We start from the raw sequence: 16,440 nt of genomic DNA on the forward strand, positions 1-16,440 counted from the left end.
GTCAGATACGGACGCGAGTGAGGCGGTTGATGAGGAAGAAGCCGAGGCCGTAGAGGCCCGCCGCCACGACGACGGCGATCCGTCCGGGAGTGGCCGTGGTCATGTCGTCGAGCGCGCCCGCCCGCATGCCGCTGATGACCAGCAGGAAGGCCATGCCGAGGATGGGGACGGCCACGGCGGTCACCTTCACCTGCGACAGCAGGGTGGTGACCTCGCGCCTGGTCTCCTTGCGCTCCTCCAGCGTGCCCGTCAGGTTGCGCAGTGAGGAGACGATCGAGCCGCCCGTCCGGTTGGAGAGGATGAGGGTGGAGACCAGGACGGTCAGTTCGCGCGAGGGCAGCCGTTCCATGAGCTCGTTCAGGGCGTCGTCCAGGGAGTGGCCGACGGCCAGGCGGTCGGCCACCCGGCGCAGCTCCGCGTGGGCCGGGTCGTCCAGTTCCTCGACCGCCATGCCGATGGCGGTGCGCAGGGCCAGGCCCGCCTGGGTGGCGTTGGCGAGGACGCGGGTCAGTTCGGGGAGCTGGTTGATGAACGCCTCGGTGCGTTTGGCACGCTGCCAGTTGAGGAAGGCGTTGCCGCCCCACAGGCCGACGAGTACGGCGACGAGCCCGAAGAACGACGCGAAGACGGACGCCATCACGAAGTAGAGGCCGAGCAGGGCGCCTACGACGTAGACGAAGTACTCGCCGGGGGTGAGGTCGAGGCCGGTCACCGCGATCTTTCGCTCGATGCGCTTGCCCAGACCCGTCCTGCGCAGCCGCCGGTCGATCCCCCGGAAGCGCCGGACGCGGCCCTCGACGGTGAGCTGCCCGGTCTGGGACATGCGGTCGATCAGCGCCTGCCGTTGTTCCCTGCCCGAGGAGTAGCTGTGCAGGCCGAGGACGGCGAGCAGACAGGCGAGCAGGGTCACACCGACCGTCAGGAGCGGGAGGTTGTCCATGTCGGGGAGGGCCTTCTGGGTGAGCGGCGGGCGGGGGACCGGGCGAGGCGCAGGGGCAGGGGCAGGGGCAGGGGCAGGGGCAGGGGCTCAGGTGGTGGTGGAGCGTACGAGCAGTTGTTCGTCGGCGTGGGCGACGCCGAAGGCCGGCGGGACGGTCTCGTTCATCATGTAGAAGCGTTCGGCGACCCGGCGCGGCACCGGGAAGTAGTCGAAGCGGCCGTACACGCGCCCGTCCGCCGCCATCGGGAGGGCGTTGAAGCGGCAGACGGAGACGATGCGGTAGTCCTCCCGGCCGTGCGAGTCGACCACGGCGATCTCCGTGATGCGGCGGGAGCCGTCGCCGTGCCGGGTCAGCTGGACGATCACGTCGACGGCGCTGTTGATCTGGTCGTGGATCGCGGCGAACGGGATCTCGACCTCGGACATGGAGCTGAGGGTCTGCAACCGCATGAGCGCGTCCTCCGCGCTGTTCGCGTGGACCGTGGCGAGCGAGCCGTCGTGGCCGGTGGACATGGCCTGGAGCATGTCCAGCGTCTCCCCGCCCCGGACCTCGCCGACGATGATGCGGTCGGGCCGCATGCGCAGCGAGTTGCGGACGAGGTCGCGGATGGTGATGCGGCCCTTGCCCTCCACGTTGGAGGGGCGGCTCTCCAGCGTGATCACGTGGGACTGCTGGAGCTGGAGTTCGGCGGAGTCCTCGATGGTCACGATGCGCTCGCCGCCCGGGATCAGCCCGGAGAGCGCGTTGAGCAGGGTGGTCTTGCCGGTGCCGGTGGCCCCGGCGACGATCACGTTGAACTTGGCGCGGACGAAGCCGGCGAGCAGCAGCAGCATGTGCTCGTCCAGCGAGCCGAGGGAGATCATCTCCTGGAGCGTGAAGGCCCTCGGGAAGCGGCGGATGGTGAGGATGGGCCCGGAGAGGGAGAGCGGCGGGATGATCACGTTGACGCGCTCGCCGGAGGGGAGCCGGGCGTCGACCATCGGGTTCGCCTCGTCCACCCGGCGGTTGACCGTGGAGACGATGCGTTCGATGGTCTGCATCAGCTGCTCGTTGGAGGAGAAGCGCATCGGGAGGAGTTCGAGGCGGCCGGCGCGCTCCACGTAGACCTGTTCGGGGCCGTTGACCATGATCTCGCTGATGGACGCGTCTTCGAGGAGCGGTTCGAGGATGCCGAGGCCGAGCGCCTCGTCCACGACGCGGCGGATGAGCTGCGAGCGCTCCACGGAGGACAGGACGGGGCCCTCGCGGCTGATGATGTGGCCCAGGACGCGTTCGAGCCGCGCCCGGCGCTCGGCCGCCGCGAGGGCGGACATCTCCGCGAGGTCGATCTCCTCCAGGAGCTTGGCGCGGTAGACCCCGACCAGCCGGCTCTCCTCGCTCATCCCGTTCGCCGGCTCGGGACTGGTGATACGCGCCCGCAGGCTCATGTGCTCAACTCCCTCGATTCCTTGGACGCCGTGTCGGTTCCGGGTCAGTCGCGCGGCATGGTGGCGCTCTTCTTGACGGAGCCGAAGGAGAACATCGGCAGCAGGCTGGGGATGTCCACGCTCACCGTCACGGTCACGGAGTCGGAGCCCCTTGTCGAGGTGACGCCGATGTCGTCGGCCAGCCAGCCGCTCATGGACTGCCGGGCCACCGCGCCCGCGCGGTGCTCCTGGTGGTCGGTCGAGGCGACCCGGGCCGCCGTCCGGGCCGCCGTGCCCGCCTGCTGGGCCGCGTACACGGCGATGCCCAGCTGGACCACGGCCAGCGCGACGACGAGGAGGAGGGTGAGGACGCCCACGTACTCGATGGCGGCCTGGCCCCTCTCGCGGCGGGGCTCCGGGGGGCTGCGCCTCACCATGCGTCACGCCCCTCGTTCCTGGCCCTGGCCTCGCCCGTCGCGTGCCACGGCAGGCTGAACGCCCCGGGGAACAGGAGCGGCACGTCGAGCCGCACCTTCGCGGTGACCAGCTCGCCGGACCCGGGGTCGGGGCAGTCCACCCGGACCTTCCAGGCGCCGGGCACGTCCTCGTGGACGGCCCGCTCGCAGGCCGCCTGCCGGCCGCCCTCGGCGACCGCCGCCGCCCTGACCGCCTTGTCCGCCGCGTTCCCGGCGAGGATGTACGTGTAGCAGACCATCGCGGCCTGCCAGAGCAGCGCCAGGGTGATCAGGATCAGCGGCAGGGTGCCGACGAACTCGATCGCGGTCTGGCCCCGGTCGGACCGGCCGCCGCGAAGGCCCTCGGGGTGGGTGCTGCCCGCTCCCGGCCGTCGCCGCCGGCCCGCTCGTAAGAGGTTCATGGTGCAACGGTCCCCCTCGATCGCCTCGGTCCGCCCGGTCGCCGCGCGTTCACTTCGTACGTCCCCGCCGGCCGCCCGTCGAAGCGCGGTCACCCTTCAATCTGCCCCCTCTGGGGGCTGCTTCCGCGTTTTTGACCAGACCGAGATCTCCGGCAAGTCCCCACAGGGCCTGTTTCACGGTGGATTTGGCCTCCAGGTCCTGGAGCCGGCCCGCGTCCACCACCGCCTGGAGCTCCTTGAAGTTGGCGGGGACCGCGATCCGGGCGACCCTGGTGGCCGTGATCTTCTCGATGAGCGCGGGCTGGATCTCCGTGCTGCGGGTGTGGCGGTTGACGAGCGTGACGGTCTCCTCGGCCTTGCGGACCTGGAGCCGGTCCCAGAGGCGGACCATGCGCTTGGCGGCGCGGACGGTGATCACATCCGGGGTGGTGACCAGCAGCGTGTGGTCCGCCATTTCGATGGCCGCCGCGTTGGCCGAGTTCATGTGCGTACCGCAGTCGATGACGACGACCTCGTAGCGGTGGCGCAGGGCGCTGACGGTCTGGCGTACGACGCGGTCGCTGACGTCCTCGCCGCGCTCGCCCTCGCCCGGCGCGAGGAGCAGGGCGAGGCCGGTGTCGTGGTTGTAGAGGGCGTCCTGGAGGACGCGCGGCGAGATGTCCTGGATGGTGGAGAGGTCGACGATGGAGCGGCGGAACTGCACGTCGAGGTAGGAGGCGACGTCCCCCGACTGGAGGTCCAGGTCGGCGAGGGCGACCGTGTGGCCGGACGCGGCGGCGGCGAGGGCCAGCTGCACGGCGGTGACGGTGGTGCCGACGCCGCCCTTCGCGCCGCTGACCGTGACGACGGTGCCGCCGGGGCCGGAGAAGACCTCGGCGCCCGCCCCGAGGTGGCGGCGGACCCCGGTGGACCAGCCGGCGGCGCCCTGGACGCGCTGGGCCAGCTCCTCGTAGGAGAGGGGCAGGCCGGCCAGGCCGCGGGCGCCGGCGTCCATGGCGGCGGAGTAGAGCCCGGGGCTCGCGTCGGCGGTGACGAGGACGACCCCGACCGCCGGGAAGCGCAGGGCCACCTCCCGGATCAGCTCCAGGGCGGGGACCGGGCCGATCCGTTCGTGTACGAGGACCACCTCGGGCAGCTCGTCCAGGGACTCGGCGGCGAGCTGGGCCAGGGTGTCGAGCAGTGAGGTCGAGTCGCCCAGGGGCGCGGCCGGCTCCGCGTCGGGGAGCTGGCCGAGCAGCGTGGTGACGGCTCGGGCGGCGTCGGCGTCGCCGACGGCCGGGAGGATGCGTGTGCTCATCCGGTCCTCACTTGTTCTTGTCTTCGTCGAGGTTGTAGCTGCCCTCGCCCGGGCGCAGGGTGGTGGGGCTGTCGTCGGGCAGCAGGGCGAGGCGGACGTGCTCGGCGAAGGACTCCGCGTAGGCGACGCGCTGGGCGTCGGTGGTGTCCAGGGCGAAGGTGATCGGGACCGCCTCGGTGGGGCCGGCGGCGCGGTCCTCCTGCTTGGGTTCGAGTGAGGTCAGCCGGCCGACGTCGATGACCTGGGCGTTGGCGACGATCACGCGCGAGGTCGGCTCGTCCTTGTCGGTGCGGCCGGCGAACGTGGCGTAGATGTTGACCAGGTTGCCCGGCCTGATCTTGCCGGCGACACCGGTCGCCGCGTCGATCATGATGGCTATCTCCTGCTGCCCCTTCTCCAGCTTCGGGCGGTCGACCAGCATGTCGTCCTGGAGCAGCGAGCCCTGGTGCAGTTCGGTGACCGCGATCTTGCCGTGGAGGGCGGAGAGGTCGGTGACGGCGTTCTTGGAGAGCCAGCGCCTGGGCACCGAGATCTTCTCGAACTGGCCGGGCTCCAGGGGCCGGTAGGGCGAGATCGTCGTCCTGACCCGGTACGCGGTCACCTCGGGCCCGACCTTCGAGTTCACGTCACTGATCACCGAGAGCACACCGGCGAAGGCCGCGAAGGCGCACAGGACCGACAGGAGGAGCAGGATGACGCCGCGGCGTTGCCGTGAGTTCATGGGCGGAGCAACCTCGTTGGGAGACGTGGGCCGACGGGCGGGGGGCGGGGCGGTACGGGGACGGTCTTCCGCCGGCCCTCAGGACCTCAGGGCGACGGCACCGTGCGGCCGGTCCTCGGGCGGTTTCAGCGGGGCGTTGCACAGGCCGCAGCGGTCGCCGATGAGTTCGTTTCCGCACCACGTACAGGCCTCTCTGCGCACCGAGGAAACCAACTGATAAATCAGCGAGATATCGGGCAGGAAGGCGGCGAATTCGATCAGTTTCGACGTGCCCCACCAGCCGGGTGATTCCTCGGGCAGCGCGGCCTCGTGCACCGCCTGCACCTGCCAGCCGGGGGCGAGGGTTCCCGTCACCCACTCCGACTGCGACTGCCCCCGGGCGACGAGGAGATGGGTGGCGAACTGGGGGCCGGTGAGTTCGCCCGTACCGACCCTGACCAGCTGGGGTTCCGGGTTGGCCAGCACGCCGAACTGCGAGCCGGGGACCCAGGACTTGGCGTGCGCCTTGAGGGTGACCGGAACCCGGTCCAGCTTGGTCACCGAGTTGAGCAGGGCCCCGGCGTGGATGTAGTGGGAGAGGAGCCGGGCGGCCGAGGCGATCACGCCGGCGCTGAAGTCGCAGATCGACAATTGCCGTAACTGGCGCACCAGTACGGCCACACCCAGTGGCGGCAGAGGCGATTTCAGCAGCGCGATCCGGTCGCTCTCCAGTACGGAGCGAATGGTGTGCAGGCGGCGCTCGTGCGCGGCGGGAATGCCGGCCGGGTAGACGGCGATGACGTATCCGTGCTGCTCCAGGAGGATTTGCATGTCGCCGATCGCCTGGTCCAGCGGCTGTTCGCCGGGGGCGCGCAGGACGACGGCGGGGGGCGTCTGCTGGTCCTGCGGGGGCAGCACCAGGCCGGGACTGGTCACTGCTATTGCTGTCGGCACGCCGTTCCCCGTTCAGCTCGGGCCGCCGCGTACCGCCGGCCGTAATCGCTCCCGCCGGGTGCTTCCGCTCGGATGCTCCCGCCTGAGCACTTTATCCACGTACGGCAGGGCAGAGAACACCTTCAAGAAGTCGGTACGGCAAGGCTGATGAAGTCTTCTCGGGGAGTCGGCGCGACAAACCGCCCCAAGCGAACGCTTGTTGATTTCCGTACGATTCCGCGGCCCCGGCGGGCCCCCGCGCACCCCGTCGGGCCGCCGCGTCGCGAACGGTCACTGCCAGAGGTCTTGACAACTTGATTGGTCTGGACCAGTTTATCGCCCAGCGGTGGCCACCGTTCCTCGATTCCACACCCCCCTGACACCCCCGTGTCGCTCCCCCGCCATCCCCGACTCCCCCCGGAGGCAGCAAGTGGATCGTTCCCCCGCACCGAGCCGCAGACGACGCCGCACCCGTCCGGTCCTCGGCTCCGCCGTAGCGGTCGTCGCCGCCGGCGCGCTGACCCTGACCGGGCTCGTCACCAGCGCCGAGGCCGCCGACATCAACGTCGCCAAGAACGCCGGCTTCGAGTCCGGCCTCGCCAACTGGACGTGTACCGGCAACTCCGGCACCACCGTCTCCTCCCCCGTGCACAGCGGCACCTCGGCCCTCCGGGCGACCCCGGCCGGCCAGGACAACGCCCAGTGCACGCAGATCGTGGCCGTCAAGCCCAACTCGACGTACAAGCTCAGCTCCTGGGTCCAGGGCAGTTACGCCTACCTGGGCGCCACCGGCACCGGCACCACCGACGTGTCGACCTGGACCCCCGGCTCCACCAGCTGGACCCAGCTCAGCACCAGCTTCACGACCGGCCCGAACACCACCTCCGTCACCGTGTACACGCACGGCTGGTACGGGCAGTCCGCCTACCTCGTCGACGACGTCTCGGTCAGCGGCCCCGACGGCGGCGGCGGCACCGACCAGCCCGGCCCGTCGATCCCCGGCGCCCCCGCCGGGCTCGCGGTCGGCTCGACCACGTCCTCCTCCATCGCCCTGTCCTGGAACGCGGTGTCCGGTGCGACCGGCTACACCGTCTACAAGGACGGCGCGAAGGCCACCACCTCCACCGGCACCTCGGCGACCATCACCGGCCTCTCCGCCGACACGGCGTACCAGTTCGCGGTGACCGCCACCAACGCGGCCGGTGAGTCCGTCAAGTCCGCCACGGTCAGCGGCCGTACGGCCACCTCAGGGACGAGCAACCCGAACCCGGGCACCTCCGTGCCGAAGCACGCGGTCACCGGCTACTGGCAGAACTTCAACAACGGCGCGACCGTCCAGAAGCTCAGCGACGTGCCGGCGAACTACGACATCATCGCGGTCTCCTTCGCCGACGCGACGTCCACGCCCGGTGCCGTCACCTTCAACCTGGACTCGGCGGGCCTGAACGGCTACACCGTCGACCAGTTCAAGGCCGACATCAAGGCGAAGCAGGCGGCCGGCAAGAACGTCATCATCTCGGTCGGCGGCGAGAAGGGCTCGGTCTCGGTCAACAGCGACGCGTCCGCGACCAACTTCGCCAACTCGCTCTACTCGCTCATCCAGGAGTACGGCTTCAACGGCGTCGACATCGACCTGGAGAACGGCCTCAACTCCACGTACATGACGAAGGCGCTGCGTTCGCTGTCGCAGAAGGCGGGCTCCGGCCTCGTCATCACGATGGCCCCGCAGACCATCGACATGCAGTCCACCGCGGGCGAGTACTTCAAGACGGCGCTCAACATCAAGGACATCCTGACCGTCGTCAACATGCAGTACTACAACAGCGGTTCGATGCTCGGCTGCGACGGCAAGGTCTACTCGCAGGGTTCGGTGGACTTCCTCACCGCGCTCGCCTGCATCCAGCTGGAGGGCGGCCTCGACCCGTCGCAGGTCGGCCTCGGTGTCCCCGCCTCCACCAGCGGCGCGGGCAGCGGCTACGTCTCCCCGTCGGTCGTGAACGCGGCCCTGGACTGCCTGGCCAAGGGCACCGGCTGCGGCACCTTCAAGCCGTCGAAGACGTACCCCGGTGTGCGCGGCGCGATGACCTGGTCGACCAACTGGGACGCCAAGTCGGGCAACGCCTGGTCGAACGCGGTCGCCCCGCACGTCCACGGCCTGCCGTAACCACCACCCGTCACTCCTGCCGTCACCCCGACCGGCAACCCTGACCAGCAGCGCCGCCGCTCCCCCGGCGGCGCTGCTGCGTGCGGGGGGCGCCCCCCGGGACGGGCGATACGCGGCTTCGGTACCGGTAACGCAACACTCGGGTACGGGTGTTGCCCGACCGCATGGATGTCCGCGCCCGCGCGTGGCACCGTTGGGGGGCGCGGTGCTGGGGCGACAGGGGGAGTGACATGGCCGGGGCGCGGATCGAAGCGCTGGGCGGGGACGACCCGGCGACCCTCGGACCGTACCGTCTGCTCGGGCGGCTGGCGTCCGGGGGCATGGGCCGGATCTATCTGGCCCGCGGCGGCGACCGCGGTCTCGTCGCCGTGAAGACGCTGTTGGCCGAGGCCCGGGTCAGCGAGACCGACCGGCGGCGCTTCGCCCGCGAGGTGACGCTCGCGCAACGGATGGACAGCGCGTTCACGGCACGCGTACGGGACGCCGACCCGGACGCCCGGTGGCCGTGGATGGCCATCGACTACATCGCGGCGCCCCCGCTCTCCGAACTGGTGCGCTCCTGCGGGGTGCTGCCCGCCTCGGCCGTACGGTGGATCGCGGCCGGCACCGCCCAGGCCCTGGCCACCCTGCACGAGGCGGGGATCGTCCACCGCGACGTGAAGCCGCAGAACGTGCTGCTGCCGCTGGACGGACCGCGCGTCATCGACTTCGGCATCTCGCACACCGGCGACCTGACCCTCACCGGCCTCACGCTCGGCACGATCGCCTTCACCTCGCCCGAGCAGGCCCGCGGCGAGGAGTCCACGGCCGCCTCCGACGTGTACTCGCTGGGGGCGACGCTGTTCCTGCTCGCCACCGGGCGGCCGCCCTACCGCTCCGACGGCGACACCCTGCGGCTGCTGGCCCGCGTGCAGCGCGGCCAACTCGACCTGACCGGGCTGCCGAAGGAGCTGGTCGCCACGGTCCGGCCGTGCCTGGCCGTCCAGCCACGCCACCGGCCGTCCCTCACCGACCTGCTGGCCCGCTTCCGTGCTCAGCAGGCAGGGCTGCCGCCGACGTCGAGCGGCACCCGCTGGCTGCCGCCGCGCTGGACGGCACTGATCGACGCGTACGCCGCCCAGGGGCGGGAGTGGGCCAACGGCCGCTCCACTGACCCGGCCGGCGCCGCCCCGACCCTCGTCCAGCGCACCCGCCCGGTCCCGCAGCCGCCCCCGACGCTGGTCCATTCGCCGGAGCGGCGGGCGAGGGCCGAGCGCGACCGCACCCGCCGCGAGATGGCGGCCCTCGCCGAGCTGGCCGCGCGCCAGCGCGCCGAGCAGGCCGAACGCGAACAGGCGGAGCGTGAACAGGCCGAACTCCACGCCCGCCGGCAGGCGGAGCGCGCCGAGCGGGAGCGGGCCGAGGCGGCCCGCCGGGAGGCCAGGCAGGCCGAGCGGCAGCGCGCGGAGGAGGCCCGCCGGGAAGCGGCCCGGCAGGAGGCCGCGCGCCGGGAAGCGGCCCGCCGGGAGGCCGAGCGCGCCGAACGGGCGCGCGCCGCCCAGGAACGAGCGGACCGGGAGCGGGCCGAGCAGGAACGGGCGGCCCTCCAACGCGCCGAGCGTGAGCGGGCCGCCCGCCGGGGGGCCGCCCGGCCCCGGACCGCCTCGCCCACCCCGCCGGGCCCCGGCGCCCCGTCCCCGCGCACCGGCTCGTCGGCCGGCGCCCCGGCCCTGGGCTGGCTGCTCGCGGTGGCCGCCGTGATCGCGCTGCTGGCGTGGCAGCCCTGGGAGAAGGCGGGCGGTGACGGGGGCGGCGGCAGGGCGTCCGGCACCACCGCGTCCGGCTCCGTCACCTCCGGCAGCGACCTCGACACCCACGGGGACGACAGGGCCGGCACGGACGCGGACGCGGACGCGGACGCGGGCACGGGCACGGGCACGGGCACGGATGCGGACGCGGGCACGGACGCGAACGCGGGCACGGACACGGATGCGGGCACGGGCACGGACGCCGACTCCGACTCGGACTCCGACTCCGACTCCGACGACAGCGAGACCGAGGAGCCGACGCCGACCCCCACGCCCACCCCGTCCCCGAAGCCCACCATGGACGCCACCGACCGGGCCTTCGCGGCCGTGCACGCCGGTGACTGCCTCAACGTGTACAACGACGGGCACGACCACATGAGCGCCGGCCGCCCGACCCGGGTGAGTTGCAGCGCCTCGAACGCGTACATGCACGTCAACCGGGTCAGCACCCGCTCCGGCGCGTCCAGCTCCTGTGACACCGGGGCGGGCTACACCTGGTGGAGCAGGACGGGCGGCGACGGGGTCGTGCGGACCCTGTGCCTGGACCGGGTGTACCGGGCGGGCCAGTGCTTCCCGGCCGAGGTCAACGGGGCCACCAACGCCGATCTGACGGTGGTGTGGAGCTGCGGCGCGTCCAAGGTGCCCAAGGCGGGCCAGTCGATCCTGCGGATCACCGGCTTCTACCGGGCCCCGAAGGCGGGCCGGAACTGGACCTGCCCGGCGGGGCCCGGCGAACGCTTCTGGTACTGGCAGGTGAACCAGGGCCGCAGCATCATCTGCGCCTCGGCCGCGTGAACCGGCCGGAGGCAGCGCCTGGATCACCGGGCTGAGCGGCGCGGCCCCGCCGGAGAGCGCGGCACGGCGCCTGCGGGGTGCGGGGCGCCGTGCCGGGCGGGGTGGTGGTGCGGTGGTGGTTCAGCCCAGGACGGCGAGGGCGTCGATCTCGATGAGCAGGCCCTTGGGCAGGCCGACGTAGACCGTGGTGCGCGCGGCGGGGGCCTCCTTGAGGTCCTGCTCGGCGAAGTACGCGTTGTAGATGTCGTTCATCTCGGCGAAGTGGTCCACGTCCGTGAGGTAGACGCGCATCATCATCACGTCGTCCCAGCTCGCGCCGCCCTCCTCCAGGATGGCCTTGACGTTGGCGAAGGTCTGGAGGGTCTGCTCGCGCAGGGTGGGGCCCGCCGGGGTGGGGGCCTGGCCCTCCACGGCGGACAGGAAGCCGACCTGGCCGGCGACCTGGAGGATGTTGCCCTTGCGCACGCCGTGCGAGAACTTCGCCGGCGGGGTGGTGTGGGTGCTCGGGGTGAGGGCGGTCTTGGCGGTCTTGTCGGTCATCGGTGATCAGGCTTTCTTGGGTCGGTTGCTGCCGGAGTACTCCCGGCTGATGGTGTCGGCGGTGCGACGGACCAGGGGGAGCAGGGAGAGGAGTTCCTCGGCCGTGACGACCACGTTCGGCGCGGAGACCGACATCGCGGCGACTACGCGCCCGTCGGCGCCGCGGATGGGGGCGCCGACGCAGTTGATGGACTCCTCGTGGCCGCCGAGGTCGGTGGCCCAGCCCTGTTCGCGTACGGTGGCGAGCTCCTTGAGGAACGCGGCGGCGCCGGGCGTCGAACGGGACGTGTACATGGGGTAGTCGAGCTTGTCGGCGACGGCGCGCCGCTCGGCCTCGCTCAGGTCGGCGAGCAGGAGCTTGGCCACGGCGGCGACGGTGATCGCGACGGGCTTGCCGATCCGGGAGTACATGCGGACCGGGTAGCGGCTCTCGACCTTGTCGATGTAGAGGACCTCGTTCTCCTCGTACACGGCGAGGTGGACGGTGTGCCCGCAGTTCTCGTTGAGTTCGGCCAGGTGCGGGTGGGCGATCTCGCGTACGTCGAGGTTTTCGACGGCCTCCTGGGCGAGCGCGAACAGGCGGGCGCCGAGGCGGTAGCGCTGGTCCTGCTGGCGGTAGACGAGGCCGTGTTCGTGGAGCGTACGGAGCAGGCGCAGCGCGGTGGACTTGTGGACGCCGAGCCGTTCGGCGACCTGCCCGAGGTCGGCGGGCCCCTGGGCGAGGAGCGGCAGGATGCTGAGCGCCCGGTCGACGGTCTGACTCATGTCGTACGTACCTCCGTGTCGTCCCCCGTCCAGCCGGGGCCGAGACGCAGTCTCCCCCAGGCGGCGTCGTCCAGTGCCGCGAGATGGTCGGCCCGGTCGCGGGCGGGCGGGTCGGTGAGGTCGCCGGGGACGGTGAGCACGGCGGCGGCCATCAGGTGCCCGTGGCGGGCGCGGGTGCGGACGGGGAGTCCGCGCAGGGTGGCGGAGAGGAAGCCCGCGGCGAACGCGTCGCCGGCGCCGACGGGGGCGACGACGTCCACGGAGAGGGCGGGGACGTGGGTGACGGTGTCGGCCGAGTGATCAGCCCCTCCGGCGTCTGAGGAGCGGGGTCCGGGGCGGAGCCGCGAGAACACGGTCACCCCGTCCGCGCCCCGCTTCACCACGACCACCCCCGGCTCCGGCAGCGCCTCACGGATCGCCTCCGCCCCGACGACCCCCCACGCCTCCTCCGCCTCGTCCTCCCCCACGAACACCAGGTCCGCCCGACGGGCAAGCTCCAGCAGCACCGCGGGAGACGCGTCCGAGCCGCGCCACAGCCCGGGGCGGTGGTTGACGTCGAAGGAGATCAGGGGGCGGTCCGGGCGCGGGGCGGTGAGGTCGCGGAGCAGGGCCAGGCAGTCGGCGGAGAGCGCGGCCGTGATGCCGGAGAGGTGCAGCACGCGCCCGGCCGGCAGCCCTTCGTACGGGACCGTGGCCGGGGACATCGTGGACGCGGCGGACCCGGCCCGGTAGTACGCCACCTCGTGGAGATCGGTGAACCGGTCCGTCGCCGTACGGAAGTAGATGCCGGTCGGCCGGTGCGGGTCGCGCCGCACGGCGGAGGTGTCGACGCCGTACGCGGCGACCGCATCGACGAGGTGGTCGCCGAAGCCGTCCGCGCCGACCCTGCTCACCCAGGCCGCCCGGTGTCCGGCCGCGGCGAGCGCGCAGGCCACGTTGGACTCGGCGCCGCCGATGCCCCGGGCGAAGGACGGCACGTCGGCGAGGCGCCCGGGCCGCGAGGGCAGGAACGTCACCATGGACTCGCCGAGGCACACGACGTCGGCGGTCGTGGCGTCGGCACCGGTCCTGGGCGTGGTTCCGGACACGCGGGGCTCCTCGGGGTCGGGCGACGGCGGCGGGCGGCACCGGCACACCATTGACCGGGCGTCGGCTCGGATGTTAGACAGCCTTGAGCGATATACGCAATGGGTGTTGCATATGCTGCAATCACTCCGCTGACCGGACCGAGGAGAACCCATGGCCGCCGCGCACCACGTGACCGCTCTCGCCGACGAACCGGTCGACCACCGGTTCAAGGGCCTCCCGCCCGACGCGACGGGCCTGACCGTCGGCGCGCTGGCCGCCGAGCGCCGCAACCTCTTCGGCGGCGGGTTCACCACCCCCGTCCTCGCCCTGTCCGCGGAGTCCGTCGAGCACAACCTCGCGCTCCTGGAGACGTACGCCGAGCGCCACGGTCTCGCCTTCGCCCCGCACGGCAAGACGTCGATGTCCCCGCAGCTGTTCGCCCGCCAGCTGGAGCACGGCGCGTGGGGCATCACGGCGGCCGTCCCCCACCAGGCGCGCGTCTACCGGGCGTTCGGGATCGGTCGGATCTTCCTCGCCAACGAGCTGGTCGACGCCGCCGCGCTGCGCTGGCTCGCGGGCGAGCTGGACGCCGACCCGGACTTCGCGTTCGTCTGCTACGTGGACTCCGTGCGCGGGGTGGAGCTGATGGACGAGGCCCTGCGCGCGGCGGGCGCCTCCCGCCCGGTCGACGTCGTGGTGGAGCTGGGAGCGGGCGAGGGCGCCCGCACCGGTGCGAGGACCGAGGCGGACTGCGCCGCCGTGGCCGACGCGGTGGCCGGGGCCACGACCCTGCGCCTGGTGGGCGTGGCGGGGTACGAGGGCGAGGTGCCGCAGGCCTCCGGCGAGCGGGTCCGGGACTGGCTGCGCCGGCTCGTCGCGCTGGCCGCCGGCTTCGACGCGGCGGGCCGCTTCGCCGCGCTCGGGGCCGGGGAGCGGATCGTGATCAGCGCGGGCGGCAGCGCGTGGTTCGACGCGGTGGCGGACGTGTTCGCCGAGATCCCCGAGCTCTCAGCCCCCGTACTCAAGCTGCTGCGCTCGGGGGCGTACGTCTCGCACGACGACGGGCACTACCGCCACCTCACGCCGTTCAACCGGGTGCCCGAGGAGGGGGCGCTGCAGCCGGCGTTCCGGCTGTGGGCGCAGGTCGTGTCGCGCCCGACCGCCGAGCAGGCGTTCCTCAACGCGGGCAAGCGGGACGCCGCGTACGACCTGGACCTGCCCGAGGCGCAGGTCGTGCGGTCGGCCCGGGACGGGTCGGTGCGGGCGGCCGAGGGCATCACGATCAGCGGCCTGTCCGACCAGCACGCCTGGGTACGGACCGAGGCGGGCGCCCGGCTGGAGGTCGGGGACTGGGTGGGGATGGGCCTGTCCCACCCGTGCACGAGCTTCGACAAGTGGCAGCTGATCCCGCTCGTGGAGGCGGACGGCACGGTCACCGACTTCGTCCGCACCTTCTTCTGAGCCCGGGTCCGCCCCCTCCGAAAGGCAGCCAGAGACACCCCATGGACCTCGTCATCCGCGACGCGGCCGTCATCGACGGCACCGCCGCCCCCTCCTACCGTGCCGACGTGGCCGTCACCGACGGCCGCGTCGCGGAGATCCACCGCGAGGACTCCCCCGGCCCCCGCCCCACCGCCGCCCGCACCCTGGACGCCGACGGACTGGCCCTCTCCCCCGGCTTCATCGACATGCACGCCCACAGCGACCTGGCGCTGCTGCGGGACCCCGACCACAGCGCGAAGGCCGCCCAGGGCGTCACGCTGGAGGTCCTGGGCCAGGACGGCCTGTCGTACGCGCCCGTGGACGACCGCACGCTCGCCCAGGTCCGCCGCTCCATCTCCGGGTGGAACGGCGACGGCGACGACATCGACTTCGACTGGCGCACCGTCGGCGGCTACCTCGACCGGCTCGACCGCAACTTCGGCGGCCGGGGCATCGCGGTCAACGCCGCCTACCTCATCCCGCAGGGCACGGTCCGGATGTACGCGGTCGGCTGGGACGACCGGCCCGCCACCGACGCCGAACTGGCCCGGATGCGGCAGCTCGTGGACCAGGGGATGCGCGAGGGCGCCGTCGGTATGTCCTCGGGGCTCACCTACACCCCCGGGATGTACGCGGACGACGCCGAACTCACCGAGCTGTGCCGGGTGGTGGCCGCGCACGGCGGCTACTACTGCCCGCACCACCGCTCCTACGGCGCCGGCGCGCTGGAGGCGTACGAGGAGATGGTGCGGCTCACCCGCACCGCCGGCTGCGCCCTGCATCTCGCCCACGCCACCATGAACTTCGGGGTGAACGAGGGCCGGGCCCCGGACCTGCTCGCCCTCCTGGACGACGCGCTCGACGCGGGCGCCGACATCTCGCTCGACACCTACCCGTACACCCCCGGCTGCACGACCCTGGTCGCGATGCTGCCCAGCTGGGCGAGCGAGGGCGGCCCGGAAGCGGTCCTGGCGCGGCTGGCCGACGACGCCACGGCCGCCCGCGTCCGCCACGACCTGGAGGTCACCGGCTCGGACGGCTGTCACGGGGTGCCGATCGAGTGGGACACCATCGAGATCTCCGGCGTCGGCGCGCCCGCGCTCGCCGCGTACGTCGGCCTCACGGTCGCCGAGTCCGCGCACCGACGGGGCGAGGAGCCCTGGGTGACCGCGCGGCGGCTGCTCGTGGCGGACCGGCTCGGGACGACGATCCTCCAGCACGTGGGCCACGAGGAGAACGTCCGGCAGATCATGCGCCACCGCGTCCACACCGGCGGCAGTGACGGCATCCTCCAGGGCGACAAGCCGCACCCCCGCGCCTACGGCACTTTTCCCCACTACTTGGGCCGGTACGCACGGGAGTTGGGCGTCCTGTCGCTGGAGGAGTGCGTCGCCCACCTCACCTCGCGCCCGGCGGCCCGGCTGCGGCTGCCCGACCGGGGGTACGTGCGCGAGGGCTACCGCGCCGACCTGGTCCTCTTCGACCCGGCGACGGTGGCGGCGGGCTCGACCTTCGAGGAGCCCCGCGCCCTGCCGGCCGGCATCCCGCACGTGCTGATCGACGGCCGCTTCGTGATCGAGGACGGCAGGCGTACGCAGGTGCTGGCGGGCCGGTCGGTGCGCTCCGGCGGGGCCAGGGCGGCGGGGGCGCGGTAGTTTCCCGAACAGGCCCCAGGGCAACCGGGT

Annotated in this window: 14 protein-coding genes; 4 read left to right on the top strand and 10 right to left on the bottom strand. The window is 72.6% G+C overall.

Translation table 11 applies throughout. The features are described from left to right. Position 1: 1 nt before the first annotated feature. The 7 genes from E6P78_RS18575 to E6P78_RS18605 all read right to left on the bottom strand — a co-directional run bounded on the left by E6P78_RS18575 (position 2) and on the right by E6P78_RS18605 (position 6,157). The gene (locus E6P78_RS18575; protein WP_136204717.1) at positions 2–940 is read right to left on the bottom strand and encodes a type II secretion system F family protein; all 939 of its coding nucleotides are present in this window, start codon (positions 938–940) and stop codon (positions 2–4) included. 87 nt (positions 941–1,027) lie between these two features. Beyond that, positions 1,028–2,368 (bottom strand): CpaF family protein, encoded by a 1,341-nt coding sequence (locus E6P78_RS18580; protein WP_136204718.1) that lies wholly within the window; start codon positions 2,366–2,368, stop codon positions 1,028–1,030. A 44-nt stretch (positions 2,369–2,412) separates the two neighbouring features. Beyond that, positions 2,413–2,784, bottom strand: coding sequence for a TadE/TadG family type IV pilus assembly protein (locus tag E6P78_RS18585; RefSeq protein WP_136204719.1), 372 nt, complete (start codon positions 2,782–2,784; stop codon positions 2,413–2,415). Beyond that, the gene (locus E6P78_RS18590) at positions 2,778–3,224 is read right to left on the bottom strand and encodes a TadE family protein (RefSeq protein WP_136204720.1); all 447 of its coding nucleotides are present in this window, start codon (positions 3,222–3,224) and stop codon (positions 2,778–2,780) included. The genes E6P78_RS18585 and E6P78_RS18590 overlap by 7 nt, the downstream gene beginning before the upstream one ends. 49 nt (positions 3,225–3,273) lie before the next feature. Continuing rightward, on the bottom strand, positions 3,274–4,521 hold the full coding sequence (locus E6P78_RS18595; protein WP_136204721.1) for an AAA family ATPase: 1,248 nt from the start codon (positions 4,519–4,521) through the stop codon (positions 3,274–3,276). A 7-nt stretch (positions 4,522–4,528) separates the two neighbouring features. Next, the gene (gene cpaB / locus E6P78_RS18600) at positions 4,529–5,242 is read right to left on the bottom strand and encodes a Flp pilus assembly protein CpaB (protein WP_136204722.1); all 714 of its coding nucleotides are present in this window, start codon (positions 5,240–5,242) and stop codon (positions 4,529–4,531) included. A 78-nt stretch (positions 5,243–5,320) separates the two neighbouring features. After that, the gene (locus E6P78_RS18605; protein ID WP_136204723.1) at positions 5,321–6,157 is read right to left on the bottom strand and encodes a hypothetical protein; all 837 of its coding nucleotides are present in this window, start codon (positions 6,155–6,157) and stop codon (positions 5,321–5,323) included. Positions 6,158–6,584: 427 nt separating this feature from the next. On the opposite strand from E6P78_RS18605, the gene E6P78_RS18610 reads away from it, so the two are divergent. Further along, positions 6,585–8,318 carry a glycoside hydrolase family 18 protein gene (locus E6P78_RS18610; protein ID WP_136204724.1) on the top strand — a complete coding sequence of 578 codons (1,734 nt, stop codon included), beginning with the start codon at positions 6,585–6,587 and terminating at the stop codon, positions 8,316–8,318. Between the two features lie 230 nt (positions 8,319–8,548). Then, a complete protein-coding gene (locus E6P78_RS33885; RefSeq protein ID WP_136204725.1) occupies positions 8,549–10,900 on the top strand; it encodes a serine/threonine-protein kinase in 2,352 nt (783 codons plus the stop codon). Positions 10,901–11,020: 120 nt separating this feature from the next. Here the strand turns inward: E6P78_RS33885 and E6P78_RS18620 are convergent, their stop codons facing one another. The 3 genes from E6P78_RS18620 to E6P78_RS18630 are packed head-to-tail and all read right to left on the bottom strand — an operon-like array spanning position 11,021 to position 13,293. Next, positions 11,021–11,440 (bottom strand): RidA family protein, encoded by a 420-nt coding sequence (locus tag E6P78_RS18620; RefSeq protein ID WP_136204726.1) that lies wholly within the window; start codon positions 11,438–11,440, stop codon positions 11,021–11,023. A 6-nt stretch (positions 11,441–11,446) separates the two neighbouring features. Further along, positions 11,447–12,205 (bottom strand): IclR family transcriptional regulator, encoded by a 759-nt coding sequence (locus E6P78_RS18625; protein WP_136204727.1) that lies wholly within the window; start codon positions 12,203–12,205, stop codon positions 11,447–11,449. Then, a complete protein-coding gene (locus E6P78_RS18630; protein WP_136204728.1) occupies positions 12,202–13,293 on the bottom strand; it encodes a sugar kinase in 1,092 nt (363 codons plus the stop codon). Before E6P78_RS18630 ends, E6P78_RS18625 begins: the two co-directional genes overlap by 4 nt. 151 nt (positions 13,294–13,444) lie before the next feature. Here E6P78_RS18630 and E6P78_RS18635 point away from each other — a divergent pair, with 151 nt between their 5' ends. Both E6P78_RS18635 and E6P78_RS18640 read left to right on the top strand, forming a co-directional pair. Further along, a complete protein-coding gene (locus tag E6P78_RS18635) occupies positions 13,445–14,734 on the top strand; it encodes an alanine racemase (protein ID WP_136204729.1) in 1,290 nt (429 codons plus the stop codon). A gap of 41 nt (positions 14,735–14,775) precedes the next feature. Next, a complete protein-coding gene (locus tag E6P78_RS18640; protein ID WP_136204730.1) occupies positions 14,776–16,410 on the top strand; it encodes a D-aminoacylase in 1,635 nt (544 codons plus the stop codon). Positions 16,411–16,440: the final 30 nt, after the last annotated feature.

The organism is Streptomyces sp. A0958 (assembly GCF_004795035.1).
Classification (GTDB): Bacteria; Actinomycetota; Actinomycetes; order Streptomycetales; family Streptomycetaceae; genus Streptomyces.